Annotated in this window: 17 protein-coding genes; 6 read left to right on the top strand and 11 right to left on the bottom strand. The window is 72.3% G+C overall.

From position 1 onward, the window contains the following. Positions 1-69: 69 nt before the first annotated feature. The 3 genes from AC3ANS_RS15255 to AC3ANS_RS15245 all read right to left on the bottom strand — a co-directional run bounded on the left by AC3ANS_RS15255 (position 70) and on the right by AC3ANS_RS15245 (position 2,298). Positions 70-1,275, bottom strand: coding sequence for an endo-1,4-beta-xylanase (locus AC3ANS_RS15255; RefSeq protein WP_488292429.1), 1,206 nt, complete (start codon positions 1,273-1,275; stop codon positions 70-72). Positions 1,276-1,454: 179 nt separating this feature from the next. Continuing rightward, positions 1,455-1,880, bottom strand: a complete 426-nt coding sequence (locus AC3ANS_RS15250; protein WP_488292428.1) for an RbsD/FucU family protein — start codon at positions 1,878-1,880, stop codon at positions 1,455-1,457. Between the two features lie 67 nt (positions 1,881-1,947). Next, entirely contained in the window at positions 1,948-2,298 is a 351-nt protein-coding gene (locus AC3ANS_RS15245) for a Rieske (2Fe-2S) protein (RefSeq protein ID WP_488292427.1), read from the bottom strand. A 112-nt stretch (positions 2,299-2,410) separates the two neighbouring features. Here AC3ANS_RS15245 and AC3ANS_RS15240 point away from each other — a divergent pair, with 112 nt between their 5' ends. Together AC3ANS_RS15240 and AC3ANS_RS15235 are read left to right on the top strand one after the other, a co-directional pair. Continuing rightward, the gene (locus tag AC3ANS_RS15240; protein ID WP_488292426.1) at positions 2,411-3,553 is read left to right on the top strand and encodes an amidohydrolase family protein; all 1,143 of its coding nucleotides are present in this window, start codon (positions 2,411-2,413) and stop codon (positions 3,551-3,553) included. A 30-nt stretch (positions 3,554-3,583) separates the two neighbouring features. Then, positions 3,584-5,104 carry an LLM class flavin-dependent oxidoreductase gene (locus AC3ANS_RS15235; protein WP_488292425.1) on the top strand — a complete coding sequence of 507 codons (1,521 nt, stop codon included), beginning with the start codon at positions 3,584-3,586 and terminating at the stop codon, positions 5,102-5,104. A 14-nt stretch (positions 5,105-5,118) separates the two neighbouring features. On the opposite strand, the gene AC3ANS_RS15230 is transcribed toward AC3ANS_RS15235, so the two are convergent. From AC3ANS_RS15230 to AC3ANS_RS15220, 3 genes are all read right to left on the bottom strand, one after another. After that, positions 5,119-7,035, bottom strand: coding sequence for a hypothetical protein (locus tag AC3ANS_RS15230; protein ID WP_488292424.1), 1,917 nt, complete (start codon positions 7,033-7,035; stop codon positions 5,119-5,121). Positions 7,036-7,057: 22 nt separating this feature from the next. Continuing rightward, the gene (locus AC3ANS_RS15225) at positions 7,058-7,468 is read right to left on the bottom strand and encodes a hypothetical protein (protein WP_488292423.1); all 411 of its coding nucleotides are present in this window, start codon (positions 7,466-7,468) and stop codon (positions 7,058-7,060) included. A gap of 158 nt (positions 7,469-7,626) precedes the next feature. After that, positions 7,627-8,427, bottom strand: a complete 801-nt coding sequence (locus AC3ANS_RS15220) for a ceramidase domain-containing protein (protein WP_488292422.1) — start codon at positions 8,425-8,427, stop codon at positions 7,627-7,629. A gap of 17 nt (positions 8,428-8,444) precedes the next feature. On the opposite strand from AC3ANS_RS15220, the gene pdxR reads away from it, so the two are divergent. Next, a complete protein-coding gene (gene pdxR, locus AC3ANS_RS15215) occupies positions 8,445-9,854 on the top strand; it encodes a MocR-like pyridoxine biosynthesis transcription factor PdxR (RefSeq protein WP_488292421.1) in 1,410 nt (469 codons plus the stop codon). Here the strand turns inward: pdxR and AC3ANS_RS15210 are convergent. The 3 genes from AC3ANS_RS15210 to AC3ANS_RS15200 form a co-directional block, all read right to left on the bottom strand. Further along, positions 9,817-11,160 carry an APC family permease gene (locus AC3ANS_RS15210; RefSeq protein WP_488292420.1) on the bottom strand — a complete coding sequence of 448 codons (1,344 nt, stop codon included), beginning with the start codon at positions 11,158-11,160 and terminating at the stop codon, positions 9,817-9,819. The two genes, pdxR and AC3ANS_RS15210, sit on opposite strands and share 38 nt — an antisense overlap. A gap of 89 nt (positions 11,161-11,249) precedes the next feature. Further along, a complete protein-coding gene (locus tag AC3ANS_RS15205) occupies positions 11,250-12,857 on the bottom strand; it encodes an MXAN_6640 family putative metalloprotease (RefSeq protein ID WP_488292419.1) in 1,608 nt (535 codons plus the stop codon). 101 nt (positions 12,858-12,958) lie between these two features. Then, complete coding sequence (locus AC3ANS_RS15200; protein WP_488292418.1) at positions 12,959-13,357, bottom strand: FAD synthase family protein; 399 nt, start codon at positions 13,355-13,357, stop codon at positions 12,959-12,961. 45 nt (positions 13,358-13,402) lie between these two features. Between AC3ANS_RS15200 and AC3ANS_RS15195 the strand changes: the two genes are divergently transcribed. Beyond that, entirely contained in the window at positions 13,403-14,689 is a 1,287-nt protein-coding gene (locus AC3ANS_RS15195) for a DUF445 domain-containing protein (RefSeq protein WP_488292417.1), read from the top strand. Between the two features lie 4 nt (positions 14,690-14,693). Then, the gene (locus AC3ANS_RS15190; RefSeq protein WP_488292416.1) at positions 14,694-14,942 is read left to right on the top strand and encodes an RNA-binding S4 domain-containing protein; all 249 of its coding nucleotides are present in this window, start codon (positions 14,694-14,696) and stop codon (positions 14,940-14,942) included. A 64-nt stretch (positions 14,943-15,006) separates the two neighbouring features. Here the strand turns inward: AC3ANS_RS15190 and AC3ANS_RS15185 are convergent, their stop codons facing one another. Then, positions 15,007-15,375, bottom strand: coding sequence for an FKBP-type peptidyl-prolyl cis-trans isomerase (locus tag AC3ANS_RS15185; RefSeq protein ID WP_488292415.1), 369 nt, complete (start codon positions 15,373-15,375; stop codon positions 15,007-15,009). 43 nt (positions 15,376-15,418) lie between these two features. On the opposite strand from AC3ANS_RS15185, the gene AC3ANS_RS15180 reads away from it, so the two are divergent. Further along, entirely contained in the window at positions 15,419-16,459 is a 1,041-nt protein-coding gene (locus tag AC3ANS_RS15180; protein ID WP_488292414.1) for a PP2C family protein-serine/threonine phosphatase, read from the top strand. Between the two features lie 7 nt (positions 16,460-16,466). On the opposite strand, the gene AC3ANS_RS15175 is transcribed toward AC3ANS_RS15180, so the two are convergent. Beyond that, a complete protein-coding gene (locus AC3ANS_RS15175; protein WP_488292413.1) occupies positions 16,467-16,898 on the bottom strand; it encodes a CBS domain-containing protein in 432 nt (143 codons plus the stop codon). Positions 16,899-16,991: the final 93 nt, after the last annotated feature.

Raw genomic sequence — 16,991 nt, 5'->3', positions numbered from 1 at the left:
GTTGGTCGAGGGCTCGGCGTGGGTCCCGCCGACGGCGCCATGGGGGACGCCGCCGACGGGACGTCGGGGTCAGCGACCCTTCTCGAGCCTCCAGAGGCGCTTGCGCTCGGGAGCGTGGCGGAAGGCGCGGCTGATCGCGTAGTACGCCGGCTTGGGGTGCATGGTGCGGTCGAAGGCGAGAGGCCGCCGGTGCGTTCCGTCCGCGCGGGGCTGGTCCTCGTCGAGCCAGGTGTAGCGGTCGGTCAACCCGAAGGCGTTCACGACCTTGACGGCCGGCTCGTCGAGCGTGACGTCGAGGTAGCGGCGGTAGACGTCGGCCACCATCCGGTCGCGCTTCGCGAACCCCGTCGGCAGACCCTCGTCGAGTACGTCGAGCTCGGTCACCAGGATCGGCAGCCCGCGGTCGGCGATCTCCTGGAGGAACGCCCGGTAGCCGCGCTCGTCGAACTTGCTGCCGAACCCGTCGGCGAGGAGGTGTCCCTGGATGCCCACCGCCTGCAGCGGGACGTCCTGGTCGAGCAGCCGGTCGATCGCCTTCAGGTAGGCCCGGCGCCGGGGCTCGGGCCGGTCGCCCCACTCGTTGACGGTCTCGAACCCGAACTCGTTGATGATCCGCAGCGCGCCCGGGTCCTGGTCGTGGGCGAGGTGGAAGCTCTCCGCGATGTAGCTCGGGCCGATCGTGGCGTACCACGGCACGTTGGTGCGGAAGCCGTGCTTGTCGGCGTCCGTGGGGTCGGTGACCTCGTTGGCGACGATCCAGCCGTTGACCCGTCCGCGGTAGTGGGCCACCTCGCGGCGGATCACGCCGTACAGCAGCTTGCGGGCGTCTTGGCGGTCCAGCCCCCACAGGTCGTCGTCGGTCCACCCGTCGCCGAAGCCCTCATCCCAGGCCAGGTGGGCGGCGATCACGAGCTGGCTGTGCTGCTCGGCGAAGCCGACGATCTGGTCGCCGGGCCCGAAGTTCATCGGCTCGTCGGGACCGGGCTTGAGCTGGTACCAGAGCAGGTCGTCCTCGGTGAACAACAGCCCGGCCTCACGTGCGTGGAGCTGCTGGTAACGCTTGTCGAGCTGCCAGGTCGCGATCGAGGACCCGAACACGATGCCGCGCCGCTCGGCCTGCCGCCACAGCGGGGGACGGCCGGTGCCGTCGATGGTGCCGGTGGCGCCGGCCCCGTCAGCACGCTCGAGACCGGGGAGTCCGGCGAGGAGTGCTGCGGCGCCGCCGGCGGCCCCGGTCAGCAGCGAGCGGCGGGCGACGTGGGCGGTGTCGTGCATGTGGGCTCTCCCTGTGAGGTGCGGTGCGGTGGGTCAGGAGCGGCCGTCCCGGACGGGTCACAGGGTGTGACCACGGTCGCAAGCAAATCGATTGCACTGACGGTAGAACGTGGGTCCGCGGAGAGCAAGACCCGGCGGCCATGTCGTTCTCTCGTAGGTCCTCGTCCGTGCCCCTCGGCTCAGACGACGCCCTTCACAAGGAGGAAGCAGCCGAAGGGGCGGGCCTCGGTCGTCGCCACGACGACGTAGGCTTCCGCGGCCCGGCGGTAGAACTCGAACCGCTCGAGTGCGGCGGACGGCACCGAACGGCCCTCGGCGGCGTCGACCTCGGCCTGGAGGTCGGCGTGGACGGGCTGCACCCGCAGCTCGTCTCCGACGGCACCCATCCGCAGGACGGCCGGCTCGACGAACGTGTCCACGGGGAACACCGAGAGGATGGCCCGTGCGGCCTCGGGCACGCCCACCCCCGAGAGCCGCACCAGCCGGCGGGCGGTCGAGGCGGCCGGGAAGTTGCGGTCGACGATCGCGAGGACATCGCCGTGCCCCATTGCGGCGAGATGGCCGAGCAGCTCGGCGTGGAGCAGGGGGTCGATGTTCTTCAGCATCAGGGGTCCTCTCAGGGTCGGAGCTTGCTCCGGGTGACCAAGACGAAGGCGTGCCGGGTCCGCGGCATCACGTGTGCAGCACGACCTCGCCGTTCTCCTCGGTCACGCGGAACGTGCGCAGCCCCACGCGGGCCGGCTCGAGCAGCGACCGGCCGGTCTCGAGGTCGAACTCCCAGCCGTGCCAGGGGCAGCGGATCACCCGGTCGTCGAGGCCGTAGACGAGCTCGTGCGGCGCGGCCGCGACGAACGTGCCGCCGAGCGAACCGGCGCACATCGAGGCGCCCATGTGGGGGCAGCGGTCGCTGATCGCGTAGAACGAGTCGCCGACGCTGATCACGCCGACGGGCTTGCCGTCGACCTCGACCAGCCGGCAGCCGTCGCGGCGGACCTCGTCGGCCGGTCCGACCCGGTGCTCCATACGGTTCCTCCCGTCGATCCTGGCCCTATCGCGGAGCCAAACGATTTGCTATGCATGACTCTGACGGCTCCGAGGCCGTCTCCGCAACGGTTAGACGCCGAGGAGCGCGCCCATGACCCGAGTACTCGACCAGGCCACCGCCCCGCCGTCGGCGCGCTATGAGCTCGTCGACTGCGACGTGCACCCGATCATGAAGGGCGGGCTGGGCGACCTGCGGCCGTTCCTCTCCCGGGAGGCGCAGCGCCGACTGGGCCTGGACGAGCGCCGCAACCTGACCACGCAGGGGCACCGCGAGGCGGTCTCGATCCCGCGGAACCTGCTGTACGTCAACCAGGCAGGCGTGCTGCGCGACGACGCCCGAGCACCCGACGGGTCCGCACCCGGCGCCGACCCGGCGTTCACGGCCGAGCAGCTGCTCGACGCCAACGGGATCTCCCGGGCGGTGCTGATCGGCGGGGAGGTGCTCGGCCTCGGGGCGATGCCCGACCCGGACGCCGCCGCGATGATCGCCTCGGCGTACAACGACTGGCTCGCGGCCACCTGGCTGACCGCGGACGAGCGCTACCGGGGCAACCTGGTGGTCGGCGCCCAGGACCCCGAGCAGGCAGCCCGCGAGATCCGGCGCGCGGGCCGCGACGAGCGCTTCGTCGCCGTCCTGCTGCCGTTGACGAACATCCTGATGGGCCAGCGCCACTACTACCCGATCTACGAGGCGGCCGCGGAGCTCGGCCTGCCCATCACCGTGCACCCGAACTCCGGCGAAGGGATCTTCCGCACCTCACCGCCCATGGCCGGGGGCACCCCCACCTACTACGTCGAGTGGCACACCGGCCTGAGCCAGGTGTTCCAGGCAAACGTGATCAGCCTGATCTGCCACGGCGTGTTCGAGCGCTTCCCCGGCCTGAAGGTGATCCTCACCGAGGGCGGGCTGGGCTGGATCCCGGACGTCATCTGGCGCCTGGACAAGAACGTCAAGGGCCTGCGCGACGAGGTCCCGTGGATCCGCCGGCTGCCGAGCGAGTACATCGCCGACCACGTCCGCTTCACGACCCAGCCGTTGCCGGAGCCGAAGCGGCGACACCACCTGCATGTGCTCTGCGAGATCGCCCAGGCGGAGCGGACCCTGATGTTCAGCTCCGACTACCCGCACTGGGACTTCGACGACCCGCGGCACGCGTTGACCGCGCTCCCCGCCGAGATCCGGGGCCGGGTCAAGGCAGGCAACGCGATCGAGACCTACGGCTCGCGGCTCTGACGTCGCCTGGTCACCGGGCAGGATGGGCGCATGCCCGACTACGGCCAGGACCTGCAGTTCGGAACGTTCCTCACCCCCGACGCGGCCCACCCCGACCGGGTGGTGGAGCTCGCGCTGCTCACCGAGGCCGCCGGCCTGGAGCTCGCGACGTTCCAGGACCACCCCTACCAGGCGCGCTTCCTCGACGCGTGGGCGCTCGCGGCCACGGTGCTCGCGCGTACGTCGACGCTGCGGGTGACCACCAACGTCAGCAACCTCCCGCTGCGGCCGCCGTTCGTGCTCGCCTCGACCGTCGCCAGCCTGGACGTGCTGAGCCGCGGACGCGTCGAGCTGGGCCTCGGTGCGGGCGGGTTCTGGGACGCCATCGAGGCGGCCGGCGGGCCCCGCCGGAGCCCGGGGGAGGCGCTGCGGGCGTTGGACGAGGGCATCGCGGTGATCCGCGGCGCCTGGGACACCTCGCAACGGTCGGTCCGGGTGGACGGCGAGCACTACCGGGTCGCCGGCGTCCACCCCGGACCCGCGCCCGCCCATGACGTCGAGATCTGGATCGGGGCGATCGGCCCACGGATGCTCGCGCTCACCGGCCGGGTCGGCGACGGGTGGCTGCCCAGCCAGTCCTACGTGCCGCCGGACACGCTCGCCGAGCGCAACGCCCGCATCGACGACGCGGCCCTGGCCGCCGGCCGCGACCCGTCCCGGGTGCGCCGGCTCTACAACGTCGACGCCTCCGACGATCCCGGGTGGGCGGAGTGGCTCGCGGCGCTGACGCTCGAGCACGGCACCAGCACGTTCATCCTCGGCACCGACGACCCGGCCCGGATCCAGCGGTTCGGCACCGAGGTGGCGCCCGCGGTCCGCCAGCTCGTGCTCGCCGAGCGGTCGCGAGGGCCCGCTGTCGACCCGGTGCCCGCGCACGCACCCGCGCCTGCCGAGGCACCGGTGCGCGTGCGCGGGGGCGAGCCCGTGCGGCCGACCCCCGACGACGGTGTACGCCGCGGCGCCCGGGCGCCCTGGGACGAGTCGACGCGGCCGTCGTACGACGCCGGGCTGCCGCCCCTGGCCTGGACCGACCACGAGCGGGCCACCGGGCAGCACCTCGTGGACGTCCACGACCACCTGCGCTCCGAGCTGGCTCAGCTCTTCGACCTGATCGACCAGGTCGAGGCGGGCAGCCTCGACGCCGGGCGCGCGCGCTCGCTGATCAACACGATGACGATGCGTCAGAACGACTGGGCCCTCGGCGCCTACTGCCAGTCGTACTGCCGGCTGGTGACCACCCACCACACGATCGAGGACACCGGCATGTTCCCCCACCTGCGGTCGCGTGACGCGGCGCTCGTGCCGGTGATCGACCGGCTGGAGGAGGAGCACCACGTGATCGCGGGGGTGCTCGACACGGTCGACCGGGCGCTGGTCGCAGTCGTCGCGGAGCCCGAGGGGATGTCCCGGCTGCGCGAGGCGGTCGACCTGCTCGCGGACACGATGGCCTCGCACCTGTCCTACGAGGAGCGGATGCTCGTCGAGCCGTTGGCACGATACGGGTTCTACTGACCCGCGACCCGGGCTCAGGTGCAGAACCCGAACGTCTGCGGCGACCCGGCCTTGATCGAGTCGTTGTAGCTGAGCCCACGCAGCACCCACGAGCCGGTGGCGGCCGTGAAGGAGATGCTGTCGGAGTTCCAGAAGTTCGTGGGCTGGGTGAGCAGCCAGAACGTCGGCGAGGTGAGCCCGGGCGTGGTGTGGTCGATGGTGGCGCGCCACTTCACGAAGTCCGGTGAGGTCGTCGAGACGGTGACGTTCGCGCAGTAGTGACCGCCTCCCGAGCTGGTGACCTGGGCGGAGACGGTGGCGTCGACGAGCGCGGCGTTGGCGTTTGTGGGTGCGCAGAAGCCGAAGGTCGCGGGCTGGCCGAGCTTGATCAGCTCGTTGCTCGCCGTGCCCCTCAGCACCCACGTGCCGCTGGCGGCGGTGAAGGAGATCGTGGTGGCGTTCCAGAAGTTCGTGGGCTCGGCGTTGAGCCAGTAGACGCCGCTGCTGAGGCCGGCGGTCGAGTGGTCGATGGTCGCGCGCCACTTGATGTACGTCGGCGACGTCGTCGAGACCGTGATGTCCGCGCAGTACTGCCCGCCGCTGGGCGCGGCCACGCTGGTGGTGACGACGGCGTCGACCAGCGGCGAGGCCGCCGACATCGGTGCGCAGTAGTTCCAGGTCGCGGGGCTGGTCGCTCGGATGTACTCGTTGCTGCCCGAGCCCCGCACCAGCCAGGTCCCGGTGGCGGCGGTGAACGAGATCGTGGTCGCGTTGCTGATGGTGGTGGGCTCGGCTGCCAACCAGTAGTTGTTGTCGGTGAGACCGGTGGTGGCGTGGTCGATCGTGACCCGCCAGCGGATCCAGTCGGTCGAGGTGGTCGTGACCGCGACCGTGGCGCAGTAGACCCCGCCGCCGGCGCTGGTGACGGTGGCGACCGCTGTTGCGTCGCTCAGGTCGGGTGGTGTCCGCGTGCCGCAGTAGCCCCAGACGTACGACGCACCCGGCGCCAGCACCGAGTTGAACGCGACTCCCTTGACCCGCCACAGGTTCGGCTGGAACGACACCGTCGTGACGTTGTACGACGACGACACCGCCGTGGCGTTGTAGGGCTGTTGGGAGATGTTGAGCGTGATCTCCCACTCGACCGACTGCTGGGAGTGGTTGGTGACCGTGACCGTCGCGCAGTACTCCAGGGCGGTCTCGCTGATCAGCACCTGCTCGTAGGACACCGGGTTGGCGGCCACCGAGCTCGGCACGGTGAACGCGAGCAGGTCCGCCGACACGAGCGTCGCGGCCGGGGCTGCCTGCGCCCCGCTCGCGGTCAGCGCCGCCGCGAGGGCGGTGCCGGCCGCCGCGACCCGGAGTGCGACGTTGGCGCGTGGCGTCCTGCGGCGGTGACGCCGGCGGGGTCCGGCGTCACCGCCCGGGGGTGGGGGGCCGCCCCCGCCCCGGCCCACCCTGCCGAACACCGAAGCGCCGGCGAGCAGGCCGGAGAACAACGCGAGCACCATCGGGGATCCGAACCAGCGCAGCAGGATCCCCCCGCGCGGCACCCGCACCACCACCTGGCCCTTGACGTCGGAGGCCCTGGGCTGCCACGGGTCGACATGGTCGTTGTTGTCGCCCTGGGTCACGAACGTCGCGTCGGGCCGCACCGAGACGATCCGGTGGACGACGTTGAGGCCCGCGCCGACGTCGTCGGCGGGGATGCCGTAGACCACCGGGTCCCCGATCGAGTAGTCGGCCGAGCGCCACGTGACCACCAGGTCGCCCGGTTGGTACGTCGGCAGCATGGACGGACCGGAGACGACCGTGATGCCGAGGTGGGGCGGGCCGAGCGGGGTCGGCAGCCCGAGCGCGAGCACCACCAGCGTGCTGGCCCAGCTGAGCGCGCTGAAGAGACGACGCCACCACCGTCGGTGACGCCGCCCCTTCGCCGTGAGCTCGACCACTCCCCGCCCCCCAGCGGAGAGATCAGGAGACGTGCGCTCCGCTGATGACGACGGCCACGTCCGTGACGGAGGCCGCGTCCGCCGTCACGGTGAAGCTCGCCGTCTTCGCCCCCGTGGTGCCGGTGTAGGTCGGCGTGGCCACGTCTGCCTCGGCGAGCGAGCTGGTCCCGTCACTGAGCGTGACCTTCACGGCCTGGCCGACGCACGCGTCCGCCACGTTGCTGAGCGTCACCGAGCTGACGTCGTAGGCCCCGCTGGTCGCGTTGTACGTCGTGGTGTAGCTGACGTCGATGCTGCTGTCGCAGGACGCCACCACCGTGGTCCCCGCTCCGAGGTCGGTCGAGTTGACGGACCCGATGCTCGCTGCCGAGGCGACGACCGCCGCTGTGGCTGCGCCGCCCGCGCCGAGCGCGAGCAGTAACTGCTTGGACATCTGTTACTCCCTAGTCTGCCCCTCCCAGGGCGCTACAGGAGCACGCGCACACGCCAACAGACCGCCCCCAGCGCGGCATGCGAGCGCATGCTGCGACTCCCTCCCATTGGCCGCGCCGAGTCACGGCAGTGTGATACAAGTCACGTTGTATCACTGGTCTACGCCGCTGGACCAGACCCGTAGGGGTGCCCTCGCTCCTCGCTCGCCCAGAGCCGGAACAGCAGGTACGCCGCCAGCGCGTCCAGCAGGTGCCAGGCGGCGTGCCCCTGGAGCAGCGAGTGGGGGTCGCACCACGCGCCCTTCGTGGCGTTCCAGATCGCGAAGGCCGCGAGGATGCTGACCAGGGCGGCACCGCCCCACCGCAGGTCGGTCCGCGGCCCGCCAGTGCGCCGCGCGCGGCGCCACAGCGCCACCTCGAGCGCGACCGCGGTCAGCAGCAGAGCCGCGAACGCGACGTTGCCGGCGTAGCGCACCACCGGCACGTGGTGCGGCCACAGGCCGACCAGCTCGCACCCCGCCACGCACCCGGCGAACACCGCGGCGAAGAGACCGCGGCGCCGACCGGCCCACCGCACCACCCCGTAGGCGGCCGCGAACGACGCGACGAGGTACATGCTCAGCAGGTCGAGCTGGCCGCCCGCGGCCGTCTGCGTGGCGTGCATCGCCGCGCTGGCGGGGCCGAGCACGACCACCAGGCAGGCGTACGCCGTCGCCAGCCCGACGAGCGGGATGCGCCCGGCCCGCCAGGCGATGGCCAGCCCGGCCACCACGAAGCCGAGGTTGGACCAGGTGTTCGCCGGCTGCTTGACCCAGCCGGACCGGGCCGCCTCGCAGAAGTCGTCGCCGCGGCCGACGTCCGGGCCCAGCCACCCCCGGCCGACCGCGAGCACCAGCAGAACCGTGGCGACCCCCGCCACCACCGTGGCCGCGCCGAGCGGGCGCAGTGACCGGGCGTGCATCGCCCTAGTCTGTCGCCATGGACCTGTCGGTCGACCTGGACGCGCGGGGCGACCGGGTGAGCGCGATCTACCGGGCGCTGCTCGACGCGATCCGCGCCGGCCGGCTCGCCGTCGGGGACCGGCTGCCACCGAGCAGGACCCTGGCGCGCGACCTCGGGGTCGCCCGCAACACCGTGGCGACGGCGTACGAGCGGCTGGTCGCCGAGGGGTTCCTCGACGCCCGGGTCGGAGCGGGCACCTACGTCGCCGGCCTGGCCGCGCCCGCGCCCGCGCCGCGGCGGCCGGGGGAGCTGCACCCCCGGGCCGGCTGGACGTTCCGCCCGCTGCCGGTCAGCGGCGAGCGCCCGGTCCCGCCGCACGACTTCCGGGTCGGCATCCCCGACGCGTCGCTGTTCCCCTTCGACACCTGGCGCCGGCTGGTGGCCGCCGAGCTGCGCGGGGGAGCGCACAGCCCGGGCACCTACGCCCACCCCGCCGGGCTCCCCGAGCTGCGGCACGCGATCGTCCGCTACCTCGCTCGCTCTCGCGGCGTGGCCGCCGACGCCGAGGACGTCGTGATCACCCACGGCACCCAGCAGGCTCTCGACCTGGTCGCGCGGGTGCTGGTCTCGCCGGGCGACGTCGTCGCGGTGGAGGACCCGGGCTACCCGTTCGCCCGTGAGCTGTTCGCCTCCTACGGCGCGCAGGTGGTGCCCGTCCGGGTCGACGGCGAGGGGCTGGTGGTCGAGGACGTGCCGGAGCAGGCGCGGGTCGTCTTCACGACGCCCTCCCACCAGTTCCCGTTCGGTCCGCCCCTGTCTCTCGCGCGTCGGGTGGCGCTGCTCGAGCTCGCCAACCGGCACCGGGTGGCGGTGATCGAGGACGACTACGACAGCGAGTTCCGCTTCACCGAGCGCCCGCTGGAGACGCTGCAGGCGATGGACCGGCACGGCCGCGTCGTCTACGTCGGCACGTTCTCCAAGTCGCTGGTCCCGGCACTCCGCTCGGGCTACCTGGTCGCACCGGCCTCCCTGCGCGACGCACTGCTCGGCGCCCGCCAGCTCGCCGACGGCTACGGCGCCCCCGCCGAGCAGGCCGCGCTGGCGCACTTCGTCGAGGACGGCCTGCTGGCCCGCCACCTGCGCCGGGCTCGGGCGACGTACGCCGAGCGGCGTGAGCTGGTCCTCGGCGGGATCGACCGGTTGCTCGGCGACCGGCTCGAGGTGGTCGCGTCGGCGGCCGGGCTGCACGTCACCGCGACGTTCCGCGACCCGTCGGTCGATGACGTCGAGGTCGCCGCGGCCGCGCTGGACGCCGGGGTGGCCGTGGAGGCGCTGTCGGCGTACGCCCACGGCCCCCAGGTGCCCTCCGGCCTGGTGCTCGGCTACGGAGCGGCACTCACGGCGTCGATCACGCCGGGTCTGGAGCGGCTGGCGCGGATCGCCTGAGCGACTGCCGGTTCCGGGCCATCCAGGCGACGGCGGCCAGTCCGACGACCAGCTGGGGCAGCAGGTTGCGCCCGGTGAGACCCAGCAGCACCAGCGTCGAGGCGAACGAGACGCCGGCGCCCCGGCGGACCCAGGTGCCGCGCGGCAGCAACCGGAGGGCGGCGGCCGTGCCGACCACGTAGACGAGGCTGAACGCCCCCGTCACCAGCAACATGGTCCGCTCCAGCGGCACACCGGTGATCGCGACGACGACGAGCGTCCCCAGCGCACCCACGGTCACGACCATCAGCGAGCGCCTCGGGACCTCGCCGGCCGACGATCCGTGGGCGAACCAGGCCGGGAGCGAGCCGTCGCGGCCGAGCGCGGCACCGAGCCGGGCACTGCCGGCGAAGTAGGCGTTCATCGCCCCCAGCGAGAGCAGCACGGCCACCACCGTCGTCACGCCGCGGGCGCGCTCGCCGAAGCCGAGCACGAGCAGGTCGGAGAGCGGCGCCTTGCCGCTGTGCTCGCCGAGCACGGCGACGGTGGCGAACGCGATGCCGAGGTACATCACGCCCATCACCACCAGGGCGATCGCGGTCGCCCGGCCGATGTCGCGACCGGGGTCGCGATACTCCGAGGAGAGCGAGGTGACGACCTCCCAGCCGGCGAACGCCCAGATCAGCAGCGCCGCCGCGGAGCCCACCGAGGCCCAGCCGTGCGGCGCGAACGGCGTCAGGTTGTCGGTGCTCGCGTGCGGCAGCGCGACCAGGGTGGCGACCATCAGCAGCACCGCCAGGGTCCCGGCGATCGCGAGCTGCACCCGGCCCGACACCCGGACGCCGTACCAGTTCATCAACGCGACCGCGCAGATCAGCAAGCCTGCGGTCAGCAGCTGCGTCTGCCGGCCCCCGCCGGCGCTGTCGGCGACGTACGCCCCGGCGAAGCCCGCGGCCGCGGGCGCGCCGAGCGGGATCGCGAAGTAGAAGCACCAGCCGACGATCGTCGCCGCCTGCCCGCCGAAGGCGCGGCGGGCGTACGTCGCCACCCCGCCCCCGTCGGGGTAGCGGCCGCCGAGCGCGGCGAACGTCGTCGCCAGCGGGATCGAGAGCAGCACCAGCGCCGCCCACGCGACCAGCGAGGCCGGCCCCGCCTCGTGTGCCGCGAGCGCCGGCAGCGAGAGCACGCCCGTGCCGAGCACGGCGCCGAGCGTGAGCGCGGCGCCGTGCGGCACCCCGAGGCCGTGAGCGGCGACCGGGTCGTCGCCCGCGAGCGGGAGGGGAGTCAGCGACTGGGCAGGCCGAGAAGGCGGGACGGACGTGGTCACCCGGTCAATCTAGAAACGTTGATTGTCCGTCCGCAGCGCCAATTCGGTCCCGATCATCAGGGCCAATCAACGCTGCATGGAGGCTGTTCTCAGTGGTGCTTCTTCGCGTGCGCGCGCCGCGCGATGGTCCGGACCACGAACGTCTCCCCGTTGTCACGAGCGCGGCCCTGGCAGGACCACGACGTGCGGTGCCAGCAGGAGAACCGGGTCGAGGCGTTGACCAGCACGACCGTCACCGAGACCACGTTGCGGGCCGAGAACGAGACCAGGGCGTGGCCGCGTCCCTTGCGGCTCAGGCCGATGGCCTTCCGCGCGATGCCGTGCTTGGTCCGCACGACCAGGTAGGCACCCGGCTGGGTGCGGGCGGACGGACCGTCGACGACCACCCGGAGCTTCCAGCGCCGCGCCTTCAGCGCGGCGTCGGGCGTGACCACGACGTTGCGCGAGGCCATGTGGTCGATCCGCATCTTCGCGCCCTGGCGCGGGTTTGCCGGGGAGAGCGCCCAGCGTGCCGACGCGGGGGACGGCGCCCACGCGTCGCCCTCGGCGTAGGTGCGGCCGGGGACCACGTTCGCGGCGGCGAAGGACCGGTAGACGCCGGCGAAGCCGCCCCGCCGCTTGAGCACGCTCTTGACCGCGGTCGTGGAGTACTGGTGGCCTGAGCCCGGGTAGGCCCCGGCGTGCGTCCAGATCGAGCGGACGACGTCGTTGCCGAAGCGGGCCGAGAGGTACTCGAAGAACAGCCAGTTGCCGTACTGGTTGAACCCGCCCTGGTTGAACAGGTCCAGCGGCTGGCCCGGGGCGCCGAGCTGACCGTAGGGCAGGTACTGCCGGTTGTCGTTGACGTCGTCGGCGACCCGCTCCTCCATCCAGGTCGCGGTCGCCTCCATCAGCCACGGGTCCTCGCCGTAGTCGTAGGCGAACTGCACGGCGTGGAAGAACTCGTGGGCCGCGGTGACCCGGAGGCTGTTGCGCGGCGGGGCGTTGTACTGCGACTGGGCGAAGTCGTTGTCGAGCACGCAGTAGCCCGAGGCAAGCCACTTGTGGCCCGGGGCCCGCCGCTCCGGTGCGCAGTAGCCGTAGAGACCGCGCGCGCCGAGCTCCTTGAGGTAGACGTCGAACTTGGCGTTGCCGCCCCGGTGCCGGTCGGTCACGGGGGCGCGGTAGCCGAGCTTCCTGACCTCGGTGCGCCAGACCTTGTTCATGAACGTCAGCGTGGTGTCGACCCACGCCTGGTCCGGCGGCGCGTCCGCGGTGCTCGTCACCCAGTGCAGGCAGATGTGGTTGCGGCACTTCTTCTCGGCGGGGACGGTGTACCCGTCGCCCTGGGAGTCGGCGGCGCCGTCGGTCGGCCGGGCGAGCAGGCCGTGCGCCTCGCGGCGCTGGCCGGCGTCGAGACCGGGCAGCACCCGGAACAGGTCGCGCAGGGCCAGCGTGGCGTCCGGGCGGGCCGTGGTCGGCCGCGACGTACGCCGGGCGGCCGCCGGCACGTCCAGGCCCAGTGCCCGCCGGGCGGTCGCCAGCACGGCAGCGGGGTCGGCAGTGGGGTCGGCAGTGGGGTCGGCAGTGGGGTCGGTGGCGCCGCTGCCCGCGGCCGGCGCGGTGCGGCCCGCGGCAACGGTGGGGGACACGTCCGCTGCGAGCACGGACAGGGCCAACGCAACGGATGCTGCGGTGGCGACGATCGTTCGGCGCATCTCACTCCCTCGAGAAGTACGGGTGACGGCGGCCACGGAGTCGCGAGCGCCTGCCACGAGAGTGCCCGGAGGTCGGGCGCTCCCAAACCACTTGGGACTGCTCAGCTGCCCCCGGAGATCTTCTCGATCAGCGCGGTCGTCGAGATCGCCGGCGTGCGGGGCAGGTAGACGACCTCGCAGATGTCCTCGAACTCGTCGAACTTGCCGGCCCAGTCGTCGCCCATCACCAACACGTCGGCGGCGTACTCCTGGATGTACTCGCGCTTGAGCTCGAGACTCTCCTCGATGAAGACCTCGTCGACCGGCTTGAGGGCCGCGACGATCGCCAGCCGCTCCGCCTGGCTGAAGACCGGCTCGCGGCCCTTCTTGCGCAGGTTGAGCTCGTCGGCCGAGACCCCCACGACGAGCCGGTCGCCGAGGGCCGCGGCGCGCTCGATCACCCGGAGGTGTCCGACGTGGAAGACGTCGAACGTCCCGAAGGTGATCACCGTGCGTGGCATGCGGCGCATTCTGGCATGCGCACCCGTGGGGGAGGATGGCGGGCGATGACCACCACCGACACCAGCACCGGCACCAGCATCTCGATGATCACCCCCGACCCCGCCGCCGACGAGCAGCGCCGCCGGGGGCTCCGCCGGATGCGCACGCTCGCGGTCTCACTGCTGGTCTTCGCCGCGATCGTGTACGTCGCGACCCTCGGCCACGAGGGGTTCCTCGGCTTCGTCAACGCCGGGGCCGAGGCCTCGATGGTGGGCGCGATCGCCGACTGGTTCGCGGTGACCGCGCTCTTCAAGCACCCCCTGGGCCTGCCGATCCCACACACGGCGCTGATCCCTCGCCGCAAGGACGAGCTCGGCCGCGGGCTCGAGGAGTTCGTCGGGGAGAACTTCCTGCAGGAGGCGATCATCCGTGACCGGGTGGCGGCGGCCACGATCTCCCTGCGGGTCGGTCGATGGCTCGCGAAGCCCGAGCACGCGCGTCGCGCGGTCGACGAGGCCGCGGACGTCGCGGTGATCGCGCTCAACCGGGTGCGTGACGACCACATCGAGGGGCTCATCCGCGACGCGCTCGTGCCGCGCTTCCACGACGAGCCGATCGCCCCCCTGCTCGGCAGCCTGCTGGAGGAGACCGTCCGCGACGACCTGCACCAGGGGCTGGTCGACCTCGGCCTGGCCGAGCTTCACCGCTGGCTCACGGAGAACCCCGACACGGTGACGGAGATCCTGGGCGAGCGCGCCCCGTGGTGGGCGCCGACCCGGCTCAACGACGCGGTGACCTCCCGGCTGCACCGCGAGCTGGTGCAGTGGGTCGAGGACATCCGCGACGACCCGCGCCACCACGCGCGCCAGGCGCTCGACTCGATGCTGGCCCAGCTCGCCCACGACCTGCTGCACGACCCCGACACCCAGGAGCGCACCGAGCGGCTCAAGGAGCGGCTCCTGGACCACCCGCAGGTGCTGGCCTCGAGCGTGTCGCTGTGGAACGCCCTGCGGCGTACGCTCCAGAGCTCGCTCACCGACCCCGAGGGGGCGCTGCGCCAACGGCTGCTGGCGGAGGTCTCCGCGTTCGCGCAACGACTGCTGGCCGACGCCACGCTGCGCGAGCGCATCGACGGGCTGGCGGCCGATGCGACCGTGTTCGGGGTCGAGCGGTACGGCGCCGAGGTGACCACGGTGATCACGCACACCATCGAGCGCTGGGACGGCAAGGAGGCCGCCCGCCGCATCGAGCTCCACGTGGGCCGCGACCTGCAGTTCATCCGGATCAACGGCACGATCGTGGGTGGGCTGGTGGGTGTGCTCATCCACGCGGTGAGCGTGCTGGTTCACTGAGCACATGCCCGAGCCCGTTGACGTCTCGATCCGCGACCAGTCCATCCGCCTGGGCCAGTTCCTCAAGCTCGCGAACCTGGTCGAGTCCGGGGCCGAGGCCAAGCCGGTGATCGCCGAGGGTCAGGTCCTGGTCAACGGCGAGGTCGAGACCCGCCGCGGCCGCCAGCTGGTCGTCGGCGACGTGGTCACCCTCGGGCCGGCATCCGCCCGCGTCACCGACGAGGAGTCGTTCGAGGACAACCTCCCCTGGTGAGGCGCGTCCCGCGGCCCACCCATCGAGGCAGGCGTCTCAGCGGCCGGACGGTTGTGGCGCAGCCTCAGCTCACAGCCAGCAGGTCGACGACGAAGATCAGGGTCTCGCCGGGCTTGATGACCCCGCCGGCGCCGCGGTCGCCGTACCCGAGGTGCGGGGGGATCACCAGCTGACGGCGACCGCCGACCTTCATGCCCTGCACGCCCTGGTCCCAGCCGGAGATGACCTGGCCGACGCCGAGCCGGAACTGCAGCGGTGTCCCGCGGTTGTACGACGCGTCGAACTCCTCGCCCGTCGAGTGGGCGACGCCCACGTAGTGCACCGAGACGGTGGCACCGGCGGCGGCCTCCGGGCCGTCACCCTCGGTGATCTCGGTGATCACCAGGTCGGCGGGCGGGTCGAAGTCGGGGAAGTCGATCTCGGGCTTGTCCATGGTCCTCACCCTATGCACCGGGGCGTCCTGAGAGAATCTGCGGGTGACCCCTCTCTCGGACCGCTGGCCACGCCTCGACCTCGGCGTGGTGTCCGGGCTGGCCGTGCTCACCGTCCTGGTCACGCTGTCGGCGACGACCGACGTCCAGCTGATCGCGGTGTTCGCCGCGAGCACGATCGTCACGAGCCTGCAGACGACACCTCGGCGTACGGCGCTGGTCGGCGTGGTCGCGCTCGTTGCGGCACTGGGTGCGGGGGTGTGGCACGACACGGTCGGCACCGCCGACTGGTTCGTCCGCGTGCTGCTGTGCGGGCTGCTCTCGCTGCTCGGCATCCAGAGTGCTGCCCTTCGGGAGCGCCGTGAGGGCAGGCTCGAGCGGATGACGGTGATCGCCGAGACCGCCCAGCGTGCGGTGCTGCGGGCGATGCCGACCGCCATCGGCTCGGTCGGGCTCGCGGCCCGCTACGTGTCGGCGACCGCCGAGGCACTGGTCGGCGGCGACCTCTACGAGGTCGCGGCGACGCCGTTCGGCGTGCGTGTGATCGTGGGGGACGTGCGCGGCAAGGGGCTCGAGGCGGTGCAGACCGCGGCCACCGTGCTCGGTTCCTTCCGGGCGGCGTCGTTCACCGCCACGGACATCGCCGAGCTCGCGCACACGATCGACCAGACCCTGGCCCGGATGATCGGTGAGGAGGACTTCGTGACCGCGATCGTGGGGGAGTTCCAGGGCGATCGCGTCACGCTCGCCAACTGCGGCCACCACCCGCCGGTGCTGGTCGTCGGCTCCCAGGTGACGACCACCGACACCGGTGAGCCGGCGCTGCCGCTCGGCCTCGGCGCCCAACCGGAGCTGACCGTGCATCCCTGGCCGGTCGGCGCGCGGGTGCTGTTCTACACCGACGGGCTGGTCGAGGCCCGGGACGGCCGCGGGGAGTTCTTCCCGCTCGACGAGTACGCCGCCGAGCTGGGCGAGGGTTCGGTGGAGGAGGCGCTCGACCGGCTCGTCGAGAGGCTGCTGGCGTGGGGCGGGCACCGGATGTCCGACGACCTCGCCCTGGTGCTCGCCGAGAGCGAGACGCGCTAGCGCTCGCTCAGGTCTGGTGCACGTAGCTGTCGAGCTGGTCGCGCTCGAACTCCAGCTGGTCGATGCGGTGCTTGACCACGTCGCCGATGCTGATGATGCCGACCAGGTGGTCGTCGTCGACCACCGGCACGTGCCGGATCCGGCGCTCGGTCATCGTCTTCATGAGCTCGTCGACCTGGGTGTCCTGGTCGCAGGTCTGCACGACGGCCGTCATGATCGCCTGCACGGTGTTGTTGATGACGGTGCCGTCGCTGTGCAGGTGGCGCACGACGTCGCGCTCACTGACGATGCCGTCGATCGTGGAGCCGTCGGAGCTGACGATCAGCGCACCGACGTTGTGCTCGGCGAGCCGCGCGAGCAGCTCGCGTACGCCGGCGTCGGGGCCGATCGTGACCACCTCGTGAACGGGCTTGGCCTTGAGCACTTCGCCGATCCGCATCGCTGCACCTCCGAGGTTCCACCGTGGAGTCCGTGCGACGACCGTACTGTCGCCCGCACCCCGGCGTACAGCCCCGCGTCCAGCACCTGACGG

Source organism: Nocardia sp. 149-1B (genome assembly GCF_057747975.1).
Note: the sequence above shows the minus strand (reverse complement) of the source record. Positions and strands in the feature narration are given on the sequence as shown.

Coding starts and splice junctions, on each gene's coding strand:
- AC3ANS_RS15255 (WP_488292429.1), bottom strand. CDS start 1,275: ATGCACGACACCGCCCACGTCGCCCGCCGCTCGCTGCTGACCGGGGCC.
- AC3ANS_RS15250 (WP_488292428.1), bottom strand. CDS start 1,880: ATGCTGAAGAACATCGACCCCCTGCTCCACGCCGAGCTGCTCGGCCAT.
- AC3ANS_RS15245 (WP_488292427.1), bottom strand. CDS start 2,298: ATGGAGCACCGGGTCGGACCGGCCGACGAGGTCCGCCGCGACGGCTGC.
- AC3ANS_RS15240 (WP_488292426.1), top strand. CDS start 2,411: ATGACCCGAGTACTCGACCAGGCCACCGCCCCGCCGTCGGCGCGCTAT.
- AC3ANS_RS15235 (WP_488292425.1), top strand. CDS start 3,584: ATGCCCGACTACGGCCAGGACCTGCAGTTCGGAACGTTCCTCACCCCC.
- AC3ANS_RS15225 (WP_488292423.1), bottom strand. CDS start 7,468: ATGTCCAAGCAGTTACTGCTCGCGCTCGGCGCGGGCGGCGCAGCCACA.
- AC3ANS_RS15220 (WP_488292422.1), bottom strand. CDS start 8,427: ATGCACGCCCGGTCACTGCGCCCGCTCGGCGCGGCCACGGTGGTGGCG.
- pdxR (WP_488292421.1), top strand. CDS start 8,445: ATGGACCTGTCGGTCGACCTGGACGCGCGGGGCGACCGGGTGAGCGCG.
- AC3ANS_RS15205 (WP_488292419.1), bottom strand. CDS start 12,857: ATGCGCCGAACGATCGTCGCCACCGCAGCATCCGTTGCGTTGGCCCTG.
- AC3ANS_RS15200 (WP_488292418.1), bottom strand. CDS start 13,357: ATGCCACGCACGGTGATCACCTTCGGGACGTTCGACGTCTTCCACGTC.
- AC3ANS_RS15195 (WP_488292417.1), top strand. CDS start 13,403: ATGACCACCACCGACACCAGCACCGGCACCAGCATCTCGATGATCACC.
- AC3ANS_RS15190 (WP_488292416.1), top strand. CDS start 14,694: ATGCCCGAGCCCGTTGACGTCTCGATCCGCGACCAGTCCATCCGCCTG.
- AC3ANS_RS15185 (WP_488292415.1), bottom strand. CDS start 15,375: ATGGACAAGCCCGAGATCGACTTCCCCGACTTCGACCCGCCCGCCGAC.
- AC3ANS_RS15175 (WP_488292413.1), bottom strand. CDS start 16,898: ATGCGGATCGGCGAAGTGCTCAAGGCCAAGCCCGTTCACGAGGTGGTC.